The 15,208-nt window shown below is 61.6% G+C and carries 16 protein-coding genes and 1 riboswitch; of the genes, 3 read left to right on the top strand and 13 right to left on the bottom strand.

Annotated elements, in window-relative coordinates:
* From moaD to moaA, 11 genes are all read right to left on the bottom strand, one after another.
* Complete coding sequence (gene moaD, locus AB5Y98_RS15780) at window positions 1-246, bottom strand: molybdopterin synthase sulfur carrier subunit (protein WP_324039041.1); 246 nt, start codon at window positions 244-246, stop codon at window positions 1-3.
* Window positions 243-767 (bottom strand): cyclic pyranopterin monophosphate synthase MoaC, encoded by a 525-nt coding sequence (gene moaC, locus AB5Y98_RS15775; RefSeq protein ID WP_005299350.1) that lies wholly within the window; start codon window positions 765-767, stop codon window positions 243-245. The genes moaD and moaC overlap by 4 nt, the downstream gene beginning before the upstream one ends.
* 9 nt (window positions 768-776) lie before the next feature.
* Complete coding sequence (gene moaB / locus AB5Y98_RS15770; protein ID WP_368232244.1) at window positions 777-1,283, bottom strand: molybdenum cofactor biosynthesis protein B; 507 nt, start codon at window positions 1,281-1,283, stop codon at window positions 777-779.
* Window positions 1,284-1,551: 268 nt separating this feature from the next.
* On the bottom strand, window positions 1,552-2,142 hold the full coding sequence (locus tag AB5Y98_RS15765; protein ID WP_274182443.1) for a cytochrome c3 family protein: 591 nt from the start codon (window positions 2,140-2,142) through the stop codon (window positions 1,552-1,554).
* Window positions 2,143-2,153: 11 nt separating this feature from the next.
* Window positions 2,154-2,609 (bottom strand): nitrate reductase cytochrome c-type subunit, encoded by a 456-nt coding sequence (locus AB5Y98_RS15760; RefSeq protein ID WP_005299342.1) that lies wholly within the window; start codon window positions 2,607-2,609, stop codon window positions 2,154-2,156.
* Complete coding sequence (gene napH, locus AB5Y98_RS15755) at window positions 2,609-3,484, bottom strand: quinol dehydrogenase ferredoxin subunit NapH (RefSeq protein ID WP_368232243.1); 876 nt, start codon at window positions 3,482-3,484, stop codon at window positions 2,609-2,611. Before napH ends, AB5Y98_RS15760 begins: the two co-directional genes overlap by 1 nt.
* Entirely contained in the window at window positions 3,481-4,215 is a 735-nt protein-coding gene (gene napG, locus AB5Y98_RS15750; protein ID WP_005299334.1) for a ferredoxin-type protein NapG, read from the bottom strand. Before napG ends, napH begins: the two co-directional genes overlap by 4 nt.
* 15 nt (window positions 4,216-4,230) lie before the next feature.
* Window positions 4,231-6,720, bottom strand: coding sequence for a nitrate reductase catalytic subunit NapA (gene napA, locus AB5Y98_RS15745; RefSeq protein ID WP_368232242.1), 2,490 nt, complete (start codon window positions 6,718-6,720; stop codon window positions 4,231-4,233).
* Window positions 6,721-6,867: 147 nt separating this feature from the next.
* Complete coding sequence (locus AB5Y98_RS15740; RefSeq protein WP_017779249.1) at window positions 6,868-7,131, bottom strand: chaperone NapD; 264 nt, start codon at window positions 7,129-7,131, stop codon at window positions 6,868-6,870.
* 29 nt (window positions 7,132-7,160) lie between these two features.
* A complete protein-coding gene (gene napF / locus AB5Y98_RS15735; protein WP_005299325.1) occupies window positions 7,161-7,670 on the bottom strand; it encodes a ferredoxin-type protein NapF in 510 nt (169 codons plus the stop codon).
* A 248-nt stretch (window positions 7,671-7,918) separates the two neighbouring features.
* Window positions 7,919-8,914: a GTP 3',8-cyclase MoaA gene (gene moaA / locus AB5Y98_RS15730; protein WP_041203111.1), complete on the bottom strand. Its 996-nt coding sequence runs from the start codon at window positions 8,912-8,914 to the stop codon at window positions 7,919-7,921.
* Window positions 8,902-9,041, bottom strand: a riboswitch (molybdenum cofactor riboswitch). Its footprint overlaps the gene before it by 13 nt.
* Window positions 9,042-9,120: 79 nt before the next feature.
* Between moaA and narQ the strand changes: the two genes are divergently transcribed.
* The 3 genes from narQ (at window position 9,121) to AB5Y98_RS15715 (ending at window position 12,151) form a co-directional block, all read left to right on the top strand.
* The gene (gene narQ / locus AB5Y98_RS15725) at window positions 9,121-10,833 is read left to right on the top strand and encodes a nitrate/nitrite two-component system sensor histidine kinase NarQ (protein WP_005299320.1); all 1,713 of its coding nucleotides are present in this window, start codon (window positions 9,121-9,123) and stop codon (window positions 10,831-10,833) included.
* Window positions 10,833-11,471: a two-component system response regulator NarL gene (gene narL, locus AB5Y98_RS15720; protein ID WP_005299317.1), complete on the top strand. Its 639-nt coding sequence runs from the start codon at window positions 10,833-10,835 to the stop codon at window positions 11,469-11,471. Before narQ ends, narL begins: the two co-directional genes overlap by 1 nt.
* 104 nt (window positions 11,472-11,575) lie before the next feature.
* Window positions 11,576-12,151 carry an LON peptidase substrate-binding domain-containing protein gene (locus AB5Y98_RS15715; RefSeq protein ID WP_005299312.1) on the top strand — a complete coding sequence of 192 codons (576 nt, stop codon included), beginning with the start codon at window positions 11,576-11,578 and terminating at the stop codon, window positions 12,149-12,151.
* A gap of 230 nt (window positions 12,152-12,381) precedes the next feature.
* Here AB5Y98_RS15715 and AB5Y98_RS15710 read toward each other — a convergent pair whose 3' ends face one another.
* Complete coding sequence (locus tag AB5Y98_RS15710; RefSeq protein WP_368232241.1) at window positions 12,382-14,478, bottom strand: ATP-binding protein; 2,097 nt, start codon at window positions 14,476-14,478, stop codon at window positions 12,382-12,384.
* A gap of 18 nt (window positions 14,479-14,496) precedes the next feature.
* Window positions 14,497-15,208 (bottom strand): FIST signal transduction protein (locus tag AB5Y98_RS15705; RefSeq protein WP_368232240.1); only part of this gene is annotated, 712 nt, incomplete at its 5' end.

Raw genomic sequence — 15,208 nt, 5'->3', positions numbered from 1 at the left:
TCAGCCTCCGGTCACCGGCGGGAAGAAGGCGACCTCATCGCCATCATGAAGGGGCGTACCCAGCGGCACCAGGGTCTGGTTGACCGCCACCAGCAGTTTGCCCGCTTCCAGCGCCAGCGCCCACTTGTCGCCGCGCTCGCACAAGGCGGCGCGAAGCGCCTCGGCACTGGCGTAGTCACAGGGCAGGCTCAGCTCGTCGCAGGCCACCAGCTCTCTGACTTGCGCAAAAAATAGTACCTTGATCATGCGTTTTCTCCTGCACCGGCATTCAACTGGAAGTGACCGGACTTGCCGCCCTTTTTCTCCACCAGCCGCACCTGTTCGATCACCATGTCCTTTTGCACCGCCTTGCACATGTCGTAGATGGTCAGTGCCGCCACCGACGCGGCGGTCAGCGCTTCCATTTCAACCCCTGTCTTGCCCGAGAGCTTGCAGAGGGTGCGAATATGGACCCTATTTTGCGCCGCCTGGGGTTCTATCTCTACCTCCACCCGGGTCAATGCCAGCGGATGGCAGAGGGGAATGAGATCCGAGGTCTTCTTGGCCGCCATGATGCCGGCGATGCGGGCGGTGGCGAACACGTCCCCCTTGTGGTGCTGACCGCTCAGGATCAGGGCCAGGGTGTCGGGAGCCATGGCGACAAACGCCTCGGCGCGGGCTTCACGCTCGGTCACCAGCTTGTCGGTCACATCCACCATGTGGGCTTCGCCGCTCTGGTTGAGATGGGTCAGGCCGGGCTGAGGCTGCTTGGATTCGGTCGGGTTCATCAGAGGCCCTCAAAGATGGGAGACAAAGTTGCACGGCTTGGTGCGGGCATCGAGCTGATCACGGATAAGCTTCTCCCACCCCAGCTGGCAGGCACCGGTAGAGCCAGGCAGGCAGCAGATCAGGGTGCGATTGGCGAGACCCGCCAGCGCGCGGCTCTGCATGGCGGCACCCTTGATGTCGGCGAAGGAGAGCTGGCGAAACAGTTCGCCAAAGCCCTGCACGGTGCGCTCGAACAATACCCCGACCGCCTCGGGCACCCGGTTCTGTTCGTTGAAGCCGGTGCCGCCATTGATGAGCACCACCTGCACTCCCTCATCGGCGATCCAGTCGCTCACCTGGGCGCGAATACGAAACAGATTGTCGGGGCAGAGCGCCCGGTCGGCCAGCTGATGGCCCGATTCAGCGAGGGCGGAAATCAGATAGTCGCCCGAGCTGTCATCGGCAACGGTGCGGCTGTCGGAGACCGTCAGCACGGCGATCTTGAGGGGAATGAATGCGTTGTGTTTCTGTCCCATGGGCAGCTCCTGATGGCAAAGGACCGTGAGCAAAGAGAAGAAGAAAAGCGGCCAGGATCCCGGCTGACAGCGCTCGCTGGTGGCACGGTCCATGCCCGCCCGGGCTGAACCTTTGACCTTGCTGTCATGCGCTGCGACTCACGGCGGGCCGATTCTATCAAAACTCGCACCAGAGGGGGGATTTAAAGGAGGCACAGTGGTGCTTTTGCCCTGGCCGGGCGAAATATGAACGAGGCCGGGTGAACCCGGCCTCGTTGCTGGTACTGGCTTAGAAGCCCTTCACCCCTGTCATGTCGGGCAGCTGGTGAGCAATGCCCTTGTGGCAGTCGATACAGGTGCTCTCGCCGTTGGCGAGGCTGGTGGAGTGCATCTGGGCACCCCGTTTGCCTTGCAGGGAGAAGTCCATGTACTCGAAGTTGTGGCAGTTGCGACACTCCCTCGAATCCGTGTCCTTCATCCGCTTCCACTCCCGCTCGGCCATCTCGCGCCGGTGCGACTCGAACTTCTCGCGGGTGTCCACCTTGCCGGTGATCATGCCCCACAACTCCTTGGAGGCCTGCACCTTGCGGATGATCTTGTAGGTCCACTCGTGCGGCACGTGGCAATCCGGGCAGCTGGCCCGCACGCCGGAACGGTTGGCATAGTGGATGGTGTCGCGGTACTCCACGAACACGTTGTCCTTCATCTCGTGGCAGCTGGTGCAGAACTTTTCGGTGTTGGAGGCTTCCATGGCGGTGTTGAAACCGCCCCAGAAGATGACCCCGCCAAAGAAGCCCATCAGCAGCAGTACCCAGAGGGCTGCCTTCGAGGGGGACTTGAAGGTGGTCCACAGACGCTGGATAAAGCCGGGTAATTTCATCTATGGGTTCCTCAGTTCAAGGCTTCAACTGGTTTAAACGTATTTTCCACCAGCGGCTTGGCATCCGCTTGCGGCACGTGGCACTGCAGGCAGAAGTAGCGGCGGGGGGATACTTCTCCCAACGTCATGCCGTCACGGGTCTCGAAGTGAGTCGGGCTGATCTTGGGGGCCTTCATGGCGCTGGCGTTCTTGAAGCTGTGACAGGCTAGGCACTTGTTGACCTTGTTGTCCACTTCATAGTTGCGGGTGTCGTGGGGGATCAGCGGGGGCTGATGCATGTACTGGCGATCGTAGAGATCACCATCCTTGCGAAAGTTCTTCATGGGGGCCGCGTCGGCATCCGTCACCAGATCCGTGCTCCCCCGTTCCGACTTGATGCCCCCCGTGCTGTTGGTGATCTCGGGGACTGCCGCCATCAAGGAACCTGCCATCAGACAGGCCAGCATTGCTCCAATCAGCTTCTTCATTATTTGTTCTCCGACGTTTTCTCTGCCTTGACGGCAAAACCTACAGTGATTTCAAAAACTTGCTCCGCGCAGACATCGATGCAACGGCCGCAGTTGGTACACTCCTGAGCCGCAATCAAGGGCCCGTGACCACGCTTGGCACCGTGAACGGGGCCGCGCAGGATGGGACGTTCCGGGCAGACCGCATAACAATCCATGCAGTTGCTGCACCGCTCGCGCCCCTTGGCAGAAATCTTGATGAACCCGACCCGGTTGACCAGGGCATAGAAGGCCCCCACCGGACAGAGATGACCGCACCAGCCCCGCTCCACCACGAAGAGGTCGAACAGGAACAGCACCGCCAGCAAGGCCCAGCCCGCCCCCATGCCGAACAGCAGGCCGCGCAGGGTGAGCGACACCGGATTGACCAGCTCCCACACCAGCACACCGGTGATGGCCGGCGCCACCAGCACCATGGCCAGCAGCCAGTAGCGGGTGGAGCGGTTGAACTGACCGTTGCCCTTGAGACCTAGCCTTCCCCTGAGCCAGGCGGCGGCATCCGTGACCAGGTTGACCGGACAGACCCAGGAGCAGAACACCCGCCCCCCGACCAGCCAGTAACCCGCGAGCACCAGCCCGGCCCCCAGCCAGAGGGTGGGGATAGGCCAATGTCCCGCCGCCAACGACTGCAGCAGGGTCAGCGGATCCGTGAGCGGCACCGTCTCCAGCAACAGTGAGCTGGAGAGGTTGCCCTCGAGGATCCAGATGCCCGCCAGCGGTCCCAGCAGGAACAACCCCAGCACGCCAAACTGGCTGAGCCGGCGCAACAGCAGGAAGCGGTGTGACCGCCACCAGCCGAGCCTAGCCGTGGCTTCGGCTCCCGGATAACGACTCATAGCCCCTCCGGTTTGCGGGTTGGCAGGGTGAGCCTGTCGCCGATGAGCGACTTGCCCGCCTTCGCCTTCTCTTCCCAGCCGAGCCGGTAGTGGTGGCCCAGCTCTCCCTTGGCGAGCTGACGAGGCACCACCTTGATGGCCGCCTCCTCCAGCACGCAAGCATGCTCGCACTTGCCGCAGCCGGTACAGACATCGCTGTGCACCGTGGGCAGGAACATGGCGTGCTTGCCGGTGCGCTGGTTGTGCTGCAGCTCCAGGGTGATCGCCTTGTCAATCAGCGGGCAGACCCGGTAGCAGACGTCGCAACGCAGCCCCAGGTAGTTGAGGCAGGTCTCGTGATCGATGAGCACCGCCACCCCCATCCGCGCCTGATCGATGTCGGTCATGGCCTGATCCAGCGCCCCGCTCGGGCAGGCCGCCACGCAGGGGATGTCGTCACACATCTCGCACGGCACGGCACGCGCCTTGAAGTAGGGAGTGCCGGTGGTCACGGGTTCAAACAACCGGGCGAGCTTGAGGGTGTCGTAGGGGCAAGCCTCGACACAGAGCCCGCAACGCACGCAGGCGCCGAGGAACTCGGCCTCGTCGAGGGCGGCCGGCGGGCGCAGCGCCTGGGCAGGCACGGCCTGCACCTGCTGGCGCGCCATGCCGCCGAGCCCCACGCCAAGCAGGCCCACACCACAGGCCCCCTTGGCCATGTCGGCCAGAAACTGGCGCCGACTACGACTCATCTCGCGCTCCCCGCCTTATGCCTTGACGACCTTGACGGCACACTTCTTGTAATCCGTCTCTTTGGAGAGCGGATCGGTGGCGTCCAGGGTCAACTTGTTGACCAGCTGGCTCGCGTCGAAGAAGGGCATGAACACCAGTCCCTTGGGCGGACGGTTGCGACCGCGGGTCTCGACCCGAGTCTTCACCTCGCCCCGGCGGGAGGAGACGATCACCTCTTCGCCACGGCGCACGCCGCGAGCCTTGGCATCTTCCGGGTGCATGAACAGCACCGCATCCGGGAAGGCGCGATAGAGCTCGGGGACCCGGCGAGTCATGGTGCCGGTGTGCCAGTGCTCCAGTACGCGACCGGTGGAGAGCCACATGTCGTACTCTTTGTCCGGTGCCTCGGCGGCCGGCTCATAGGGCAGCGCGAAGATCACCGCCTTGCCGTCGGGCTTGCCGTAGAAACGCACCCCCTCGCCCGCTTTCACGTAAGGGTCGAACCCTTCGCGATAGCGCCACAGGGTCTCTTTGCCATCCACCACAGGCCAGCGCAGGCCACGGGCTTCGTGATACTGATCGAACGGCGCCAGATCGTGGCCATGGCCGCGACCGAAGGTGGCGTACTCTTCGAACAGCCCCTTCTGGACGTAGAAACCGAAGTGCTCTGCCTCGTCGTTGAGCGCCCCCTTGCTCTGCTCTTTCGGGAACTGGTTGACCTGACCGTTGGCATAGAGCACGTCGAACAGGGTCTTGCCCTTCACTTCCGGCATCTTGGCGATGAGCTCGGCCGGCCACACCTCTTCCACGGTGAAGCGCTTGGAGAACTCCATCAGCTGCCACAGGTCGGACTTGGCCCCTTCCGGTGCCTTCACCTGCTGGTGCCAGAACTGGGTGCGACGCTCGGCGTTGCCGTAGGCCCCCTCTTTCTCCACCCACATGGCGGTCGGCAGTATGAGGTCGGCCGCCTGGGCGGTCACGGTCGGATAAGGGTCGGAGACCACGATGAAGTTGGCCGGATTGCGGTAACCGGGCAGCCCCTCTTCGTTCATGTTCGGGCCGGCCTGCATGTTGTTGTTGCACATCACCCAGTAGGCGTTGAGCTTGCCGTCCTTGAGCATGCGGTTTTGCAGCACGGCGTGGTAGCCCACCTGCTCCTGGATGGTCCCTTCCGGCAGCTTCCAGATCTTCTCGGCGATGGCACGGTGCTTGGGCTCGGTCACCACCATGTCGGCCGGCAGACGGTGGGCGAAGGTACCCACTTCACGGGCGGTACCGCAGGCGGAGGGCTGACCGGTCAGGGAGAAGGGACCGGAGCCCGGCTGGGAGATCTTGCCGGTCAGCAGGTGAATGTTGTAGCAGAGGTTGTTGGCCCAGACACCGCGGGTGTGCTGGTTGAACCCCATGGTCCAGTAAGAGACCACCTTCTTGCTCGGATCGGCATAGAGCTGGGCCAGCTTCTCGAGCTTGTCCTTGGAGACGCCGGAGAGCTTGGAGACGGACTCCAGATCGTAATCCGCCACGAACTTGGCGAAGTCGTCGAAGCTCATCGGGGTGGAATCGCCGTTGTCCGGGTTCTTGGCCTTCTGCTGCAGCGGGTTGGTGGGACGCAGGCCGTAGCCGATGTCCGTGGTGCCTTTGCGGAACTGGGTATGCTTGTTGACGAACTCCCAGTTCACCTTGTCATTCTGGATGATGTAGTTGGCGATGTAGTTGAGGATCGCCAAGTCGGTCTGCGGGGTGAACACCATTCCGTTGTCCGCCAGCTCGAAGCTGCGGTGCTCGAAGGTGGAGAGCACGTGCACCTGCACGTCATGGTGGGAAAGACGGCGATCGGAGATGCGCGACCAGAGGATGGGGTGCATCTCGGCCATGTTGGAGCCCCACAGCACGAAGGCGTCGGCCTGCTCGATATCGTCGTAGCAGCCCATGGGTTCATCCATGCCGAAGGTACGCATGAAGCCCACTACCGCGGACGCCATGCAGTGACGGGCATTGGGATCTAGGTTGTTGGTACGCAGACCGGCCTTCATCAGCTTGGCGGCGGCATAGCCTTCCCACACGGTCCACTGGCCGGAGCCGAACATGCCGACCGCGGTCGGGCCCTTCTCTTTCAGGGTGGCCTTGAACTTCTCGGCCATGATGTCGAAGGCCTGATCCCAGCTGATGGGGGCGAAGTTGCCGTTCTTGTCGAACTTGCCGTTGGTCATGCGCAGCATGGGCTGGGTCAGCCTGTCCTGGCCATACATGATCTTGGACAGGAAGTAACCCTTGATGCAGTTAAGACCGCGGTTGACCGGTGCATCGGGATCGCCCTGGGTCGCCACGACGCGCCCATCCTGGGAACCCACCAGCACGGAACAGCCGGTACCGCAGAAACGGCACGGCGCCTTGTCCCAGGTGATGGCAGTCTTGTCGGTACTGGTGATCAGATTGGCCGCCAGCGTGGGGGCACTGACACCAGCCACGGCAGCGGCTGCCGCCACCGCGTTGGCCTTCATAAAGTCGCGTCGACTCAGCTTCATGGCATATCCTCACATTGCTTATCGCGTAAGTTGTCGAGTGTATCGAACTGGTTTTGGCTCAGGGCGGCGAACTAGAACCCTGGCGTCGTTTTTCTGTGCATCCATGGCGGCCATCATGATGAGTCACGCAGGCTCGGCCTTATGGCACTACTCCTTGCACTGGGCATCGAGCTCATCGAACTGGTGGTAAATCAGGGCGGCGGACAGCACGCCCGGCATCGCATTGATGGCGTCGATGGCCGTCATGATGGGCCGCTGGCTCGGGCCTTCCAGGGTCACCACCAGCTTGCCCTCATCACTGACTGCATGGATCTCGGCCCCCTCGAGGGTGGCAATCTGCTCTGCGAGCCGGTGACGCAAGGAGGGCTGGGTCAGCACCACCAGGCTCGATACATGGAACTCTTGTTTCATTGTGGCTCCTGCTTCACACACATCCTGCTTCATCTGGACTCCTCGCTGGCGGGGGCTCCCACCCGGATGCTGCCGACCGGACAATCCTTCACACAGGCACCGCAACCGGTGCAGGCTGCAGCCTCGATGCTGGGGGTCGGCACCCGGCCCAGCACGGGGGAGAAATGGATTGCCCTGGGCTCGCAGCTGTCCTGGCAGCGCTGGCAGAACACCTGACCCTGAGCCAGACAGCTGGCTTCAATATGGGCGATGTATTGCCAGGGCGCCTCCGTGGTCGGACGAAATATCGGCACTTTGCAAGCGGCGACACATTCCCCGCAGAAGGTGCACTCGCCGCGCAGAAAATCCACGGTCGGGAAACCGCCATCGCCCTTTACCAGGATCTGCTCTGGGCAGGCCGTGAGACAGTCACCGCAGCGGGTGCAGTCGGCGGCAAAGTCGGACCAGGCGACAGACCAGGGCAGTTGTACCCGAGGTTCATTCGATGTCAGACGACCCCGAAACAGACTGCGACGCGACAGGTTGACCCCATCCGGCATAACGGCTCCTTGTTGCTGGTGATGGCGCACGAGTGAGTCCCATGACAGGTATTTTCAATACCTATTATAAGAGTGGGTGTATATTGCGGCCCTGACAAGTTCAGGGATATACCACCAGGGAGATAAACAGGGGGGATTCTTGCGCTGGATCAAACCCTTGGCGCAGGAATGAACAACGGGGGCAAGACAAAATACCCCCATTTGAGGATTGCTTATTAATCGATGGCTATTTTTTCGAGCGAGGCCGCTCAGCCACCGATGGAGGCCAGATGCGGGGTCATGCCGGCATTGCCTTCGTGCAGCCTGTGGGTCGCCGCCTTGCCGGCAAGGGCGCTGCGGATCCGCTGCTGCAATTCATCCTGCTGGCCGTCATCCGTCAACAGATCCCGCAGTTCCACCCCGTGGTCGCCGAACAGGCAGAGGTGCAACTTGCCGAGGGAAGAGACCCGCAGCCGGTTGCAGCCGGCACAGAAATCCTTGCTGTAGGGCATGATGAGTCCGACCCCCCCCATCGACTCCGGATGCATGAATACCTGGGCGGGGCCATCGTCGTCGCCACGCAGCTGCTGCAACCAACCGGCATCGAGCAGACGCTGTTTGATGAGCGCCCCGCTGGCGTGGTGATCGCGAAACAGGGTATCCATCTCGCCGGTCTGCATCAGCTCGATGAAACGCAGCTCGATGGGCTGGTGCCGGATCCAGGCCAGGAAGGCATCCAGCTGATGGTCGTTGAGACCCTTGAGCAACACGGCGTTGATCTTGACCGACTTGAAGCCGGCAGCCAGCGCAGCTTCGATCCCCTCCATCACCTCAGCCAGCTTGTTCTCGCCGGTGATCTGGTGAAACTGACGCGGATCCAGGCTGTCGACGCTGACGTTGAGGGCGGTCAGGCCCGCATCAAACCACTCTTTGGCACGCTCTTTCAAACGATACCCATTGGTGGTCATGGCCACCTTCTCGATGCCGGGGGTATTGGCCACCGTCTCTATGATGGCGGTGAAGTCCCGGCGCAGGGAGGGTTCCCCGCCGGTCAGACGCACCTTGCGAGTGCCCATGGCGGCAAAGCCACCGACGACGCGGCGGATCTCTTCGAGAGAGAGAAAGGGCTGACGCCCCGCCTTGCCACCGGCCGGTGGCCGATAGCCATCCGGCAAACAGTAGGTACAGCGAAAATTGCACACGTCGGTGACCGACAGGCGCAAATAGTAAAAACGACGGGAAAAACCATCTTGCAGTGGCGACATAAACACCTTTCCAAATACGGGAGGCCAGGGCATTTCTTTCCTGACCCTTACAGCTCGAACATCGGCTGACGGCGGTTTCCCCCTATCATGAGGACTTAGGCAAAACCGCTCGGAGTTCATCTAGTTTTTCGATGCTAGCACAAGTTGGAGTACACTCCCATGCTACTTTGTGGGGTTATTGTCTGCAGTGAAGGAAGAGAGCCGGCATGGGAAAGTGGTTCAAAGTACATTCGGTCAGCAGCGCCATCGGGCGCTCCATGGTGCTCATCCTGTTCATGGCGAGCCTTATCGCCGTGGTGGCCATGGTGACCCTGTTCTATTCGGTGCCCGATGCCAAGGCGATCAACCTCTCCGGCTCCCTGCGGATGCAGGCCTACCGGATGGCCTACGAGATTGAGCAGGGCCAGCAGGTGCTGAGCCGGCTCGATCAGTTCGAGCAGACCCTGCACGCCGCCGAGTTGCAGGAGACCCAGCGCTGGATCACCCCCGCCTCCCTGCGTCGCACCTATGGCGAGGTGCTGCAGCAGTGGCAGGTGATGCGCGAACACATCGAGAATGCCACCCCGCGGCGCTACACCGACAACACAGAGCAGTTCGTCGCCGCCATCGATGATTTCGTCAACCAGATGCAGTATCACGTGGAGTTCAAGGTGCGCATGCTGGCGCTGGCCGAGGGGCTCGGGCTGCTTTCCATCATCACCATCGCCTGGTTCACGGTGCGCTTTACCCGCCAGCAGGTGGTGGCACCGCTCAACCAGCTGGTCTATTGCGCCCGCCAGATCCAGCGCCAGGAGTTCGATCTGACCCTGCCCCCCCGCTGCGAAAACGAACTGGGGGAGCTGTCAGGGGCCTTCGTCACCATGGCCGATGAGCTCGGCAAGCTCTACCGGGAGCTGGAGAGCAAGGTGGAAGAGAAGACTGCCAAGCTGCAGCAGGCCAACGACACCCTCTCCTTCCTCTACAGCACAGCCCAGAAGCTGCACGCAGCGCCGCTGAGCCGGCGCACCCTGCTCAAGCTGCTGGAGCGGGCGGCGGCCCACCAGCACATCGACTACATCCGGCTGACCCGTTTCGAGCACAATGCCATGCCGGACTACATCACTGGTCGCAAGGGTTGGCCCGGCGATCTGGAGGCGGTGGTCAGCTTCTATCTGCAGATGGACGAGCAGGAGTATGGCCGGCTCGACGTCATCAGCAGCCACCCCATCGACGAGCGGCTGATGAAGAACTTCTCCATGCTGCTGGCCCAGGTGCTGCACAAGGATCAGACCCTGCTGCAACACCAGCGCCTGCTGCTGATGGAAGAGCGGGCCGTCATCGCCCGCGAGCTGCACGACTCTCTGGCCCAGGCACTCTCCTATCTCAAGATCCAGGCTACCCTGCTCAAGCGTTCGTTTGCCAAGGGGGATACCGCTAAGGCCGAAGCCGCCATGCAGCAGATCGACGAGGGGCTTGGCAGCGCCTACACCCAGCTGCGCGAGCTGCTCGGCACCTTCCGCCTCAGCATTGGTGACGCCAATCTCGGCGAAGCCATCAAGGTGATGCTGGAGCAGCTCAAGCCGCAGACCCAGGCCGAGATCAGGCTCCATTACGGTCTGGCCGATACCGACCTCGAGGCGGGTCAGCACATTCACATTTTGCAGCTGATCCGTGAGGCAGTCCTCAATGCCATCAAACATGCCAGCGCACAAGTGATTGATGTTAGCTGTGAGACCCTCGCCGATGGTAACATCCAGGTTCAGATTTCAGATGATGGTGTCGGAATAGGGATCGCAAGCTCGGCGGTCAACCACTACGGCCTTAGCATCATGAACGAGCGTGCCAACAAGCTGCATGGCCTGCTGACCATCAGCGAAAGGCCGCCCAGAGGCACCTGCGTACATCTGACCTTTCCCACCAGCCTAACAAGAGACGCCTGATGGACGAGATGAAATATAGTGTTCTGGTCGTGGATGACCATCCCCTCATGCGCAAAGGGATTGTGCAACTGCTGGCACTGGAAGAGAACATCGAGGTCGTCGGTGAAGCTTCCAATGGTACCGACGCCGTCGCCATGGCCAAGGAGTCCGAACCGGACCTGATCCTGCTCGACCTCAACATGAAAGGTCTCTCGGGCCTGGACACCCTCAAGGCGCTGCGTGCCGAGGAGGTGACCTCCCGGGTGGTGATCCTGACCGTCTCCGATGCCCGTCAGGATGTGGTGGCCCTGCTCAAGGCCGGCGCCGACGGCTACCTGCTCAAGGACACCGAGCCCGATATGCTGCTGGCCCAGCTGGCAGACGTGATGACCGGCAAGCAGATCCTGAGCGAACCGCTGCGCCCCTACCTCGAGAACATCTACGAGCTGGATCACCTGCAGCAGAAGCTGGAGAGCTTAACGCGTCGCGAAATGCAAATCCTGCGTGAAATTGCAAAGGGCCTCTCCAACAAACAGGTCGCCTCCGTGCTCCATATTTCCGAAGGCACGGTCAAGGTACACGTCAAGAGCCTGCTCAAGAAACTCGAGGCGCAAAGCCGCGTGGAAGCGGCTGTCATGTACCTGGAGCAGCGCAACTAAGCCCCCTTTTTACCCAGCCAAAGCCACCGTCCGGTGGCTTTTTTTATCCTCTGGCACAGTCGCTGCATTGTCCTGTTCAGTAACAACTGAATGGAGGATGGAACATGAAACTTCAACCTTTGGCACTGTTCCCCTTGCCTTCCCACATCCTGCCTGGTGGCAAGCTTCCTCTGCGTTTGTTTGAGCCGCGACACCTGCAGATGCTCAAAGAGTCATTCATCAATGACCAGGGGTTTGGCATCGTGATGGAAGAGGCAACCACCTCGGGCAAGTCGGGTCGGATCCTGCCGGTCGGCACCCGGGTCAAAGTCACCGACTTTTACACCCTGAATGACGGCCTGCTCGGTGTCACCGTGCTCGGCATGGAACGGTTCTGCATCCACGAGATGGAGACGGACGAGCTGGGTCTGCGCCGGGCCAAGGTCGAGGCCCTGCCCAACTGGCCGAGCACCCACTCCAATTTCAGCGACAAGCCGCTGGTCACCCGGTTGCAGGAAGTGTTCGAACAATATCCGGAGCTCGACGAGCTCTATCCGGACAAGCGGTTTGACGATGCAGCCTGGCTCTGCCAACGTTGGCTCGAGATCCTGCCAATGCCGATCTATGAGAAGCAGATGTTGATTGCCAAACAAAATAGCGAAGCGGCTCGTCAATTCTTGCGCCGACTGATCGCACAGTGAGTCAATTCGGGCTTTGCAAAATGCAAATATTCCGATAATGAAAATATCAATTTCGCATTTTGCAAATTGCAGGACGCAATAAAAACCGATAATCGCGCTGCAAGCCCTGTAAAACCGGTTCTGAAAAGTTGGCACGACTTTTTCATATAGAATCGTACAACCCGATTTATCCCGTGCTCTCTTCAGTATTTGCTGAAGAATTGGTCAACCACCCAGGTTGACCATTTTTTTTAGCTGCGATTCGCTGATGCGGGATGAAAATGGCGTTGCAGGCACTCTCGCAGCCGCATCAGACTGATGGGCTTGGCCAGAAAATCATCCATGCCCTGCGCCAGGCAACGGGCCCTGTCTTCCGCCATGGCGTTGGCCGTCAGCGCCACTATGGGCATGCGGTAACCCAGCTCCCGCAAGCGGCGGGTCGCCTCCAGTCCATCCATCTGCGGCATTCGCATGTCCATCAGAATGAGGTCCGGCTGTTGCTGCGCGACCTGCGCCAGCGCCTCCAGTCCGTTGGCGGCCACCCTGACCCGGCTCACCAGCTTCTGCAGCATGAGCGAGACCACCAGCTGATTGACCGGGCTGTCTTCCACCACCAGCACATCCAGTGCCTGAATGGGCTGCTGATCCGGCTCGGGTCGGCTGCTGCACTCGCATGGCAGCGCCATGCCCGGCAAATCAAACCAGAAACAGCTGCCCTCGCCGGGGGCACTGCGCAGATGGATGCTGCCCCCCATCAATTCCACCAGCCGCTTGCTGATGGCCAGCCCCAGTCCGGTGCCGGAGAAACGGCGGGTCGCCGAGCTGTCCACCTGGGAGAAGGGCTCAAACAGCAGGGCCTGATCCTCGGCCGAGATGCCGATCCCGGTGTCGGTCACCGTCACCCGCAACTGCTGATCATGCCACTCCAGCTGCAACAACACCCGACCCGCGCTGGTGAATTTCACCGCGTTGCCAAGCAGGTTGCTGATCACCTGGGAGAGGCGCACCGGATCCCCTTGCAACTGGGCCGGCACAGCCTCATCGACCTGCCAGCGCAGATCGATGCCCTTGGCGACAGCCCGCGCCAGCAAAGGCTCGATGAGGGACTGGCAGAGCTGGGCCGGCTGCAGCGTCTCGCAGTGAAACTCCAGGGTGTGGGACTCAATCTTCGAAAAATCGAGTACGTCGTCGATGATGGTCTGCAGCAGGCGCGCCGCATGGGTGGCATGGCCAAGCAGCGTCTGCTGCTGGGGTTCGAGCTGGGCGTGTTGCAGCAGATCAAGCATGCCCAGCACCGCGTTCATGGGGGAGCGGATCTCATGGGTCATCATGGCCAGAAACTGCGACTTGGCGCGGTTGGCCGCCTCCGCTTCGTCCCGCGCCCTGGCCAGCTCCTGCTCACGGCGGATCTGGTTGCCCACATCCCGCGCCGTGCCCCGATAGCCGATGAAAACACCGGCCCCGTCGAAACAGGGTTCGGCGTTGATCTCCATCCAGTGCGGCCCCCGCGCCAGGCTGACCTGCACCCGCACCGCCCGTACCGGCAGGTGCAGGCCGATGAGCCGGCGGTACTTGCCCCATTCGGGATCCCGCCTGTCATAGGCGTAGTCGTAGAGACTCTGGCCAGTCTGATGCACCAGCATCTCTTCCTGCTGGCCAGGGGCCGAGACGTAGCTCAGCCTGTGCTCGGTATCCGTCTCCCAGAACCAGTCGGAAGCCATGCCGGCAAAGCTGCGAAAACGCTGCTCACCCGCCTGCAACGCCAGGGTCTTGAGTTCAACCTGCTCCTGCAAGCGGGCCCGATAGGCGATGTTGACCAATGCCTGGGAGATGAGTGGCCGGCAGCGCTGCATGGCGGCCTTGCTCTTGAGATCGAAGGTACCCATCAGGGAGTGGCGGCAGATGAGCACGCCGGAGAAACCGGGGGCCCGCAGCCCCGTCATCATGACGCTGGCCCAGCCCGTCACATCGGCCAGCGGCGCCAGCTCGGGCAACTGGGTCGGGTCATAGATAACCAGGGTCTCACCCTCGATGGCCCGGGAGAAGATAGGTGTCAGCTGCCAGGGACGGCCCACCTCCCCCTCCTGGGTGCTGAGGTGGGTCAGCCCCCCCTCGCCCTCCCAGGCCACCACATCCGCGTGTTCAAAGCCGATGAAGGGTTTCAGCACCTGGATGAGGCTGTCCAGCACCTGCTCCAGCGTCTGGGCATCGGCCAGGGTGGCCACCCCGCACAGCAGGGTTTGCGACTCCTGCCGGTATTTGGCCTCGCGCTCCCGACAGCGCACCAACTCCACCAGGGTGGTCTGCAGCTTGTCGCCAAGGGCTTCCAGTTCCGTATTACCAATCATCTTGTTTCCAGCGCAGTGTCAGCTGTCGAGAAAGATCACGCTCGATATCATCAGGTTGCCGTGTGCCAGCTCACCGTGTGGCAGACGTCCCTGCTCGCCGAAGGTGAACGGGGTGATGAAGGGAATGTCCCCCAGCCGGGTATGAAATTGATCGACAAATTGGCATAAGCTATCACCAAGAGCCAAGCGGCAACCAGCACAAAAGATCACGAGGGCACCAAACGGCTGCATCTCGGTGGCCATGCCGTACTCGGGCTCGATACGGGTCGCATTCAGACAGCGCTGCAACAGGCCCTCCTGGCTGCTGTACATCAGCAGCAACCGCTCCCCGACCTCAGTATCGGTAAAGAGGCGCAATCCGCCACCTTCTGTCACGGCTTCGGGGTGGGAGAGCTTGTAATAGGGCATGTCATCCAGGGTGCCAACCTGCCTGGCCAGCGGAGACAAGGTGGTTTCTCGCAGGATGGGCCCCACCGGCCAGGGCGTCGTGCGTCCGGTCCAGCGGGCATAGACGGCGGCGGCCGCTTCATCGTCAATGGTGAGGATCTCACGTCCTGCCAACGCCGTGATGATGCCGCGCTGTTCGGTGGGGACATAGCCGGAGTGGAACTGGAACGCCAGCTGGCAATCGGGATAGAGCACCGCCAGCACCACCCCCTCGCGAGTACTGCCCTCGTCCCAGCACAACTGCCACTCCCCGCTCACGCTGTTGTCGGCGGCGGAGCCGCCG

Origin of the sequence: Aeromonas sp. s3, from assembly GCF_040907805.1 — a bacterium.
In the GTDB taxonomy this organism is placed as follows: Bacteria; Pseudomonadota; Gammaproteobacteria; order Enterobacterales; family Aeromonadaceae; genus Aeromonas; species Aeromonas dhakensis.
Note: the sequence above shows the minus strand (reverse complement) of the source record. Positions and strands in the feature narration are given on the sequence as shown.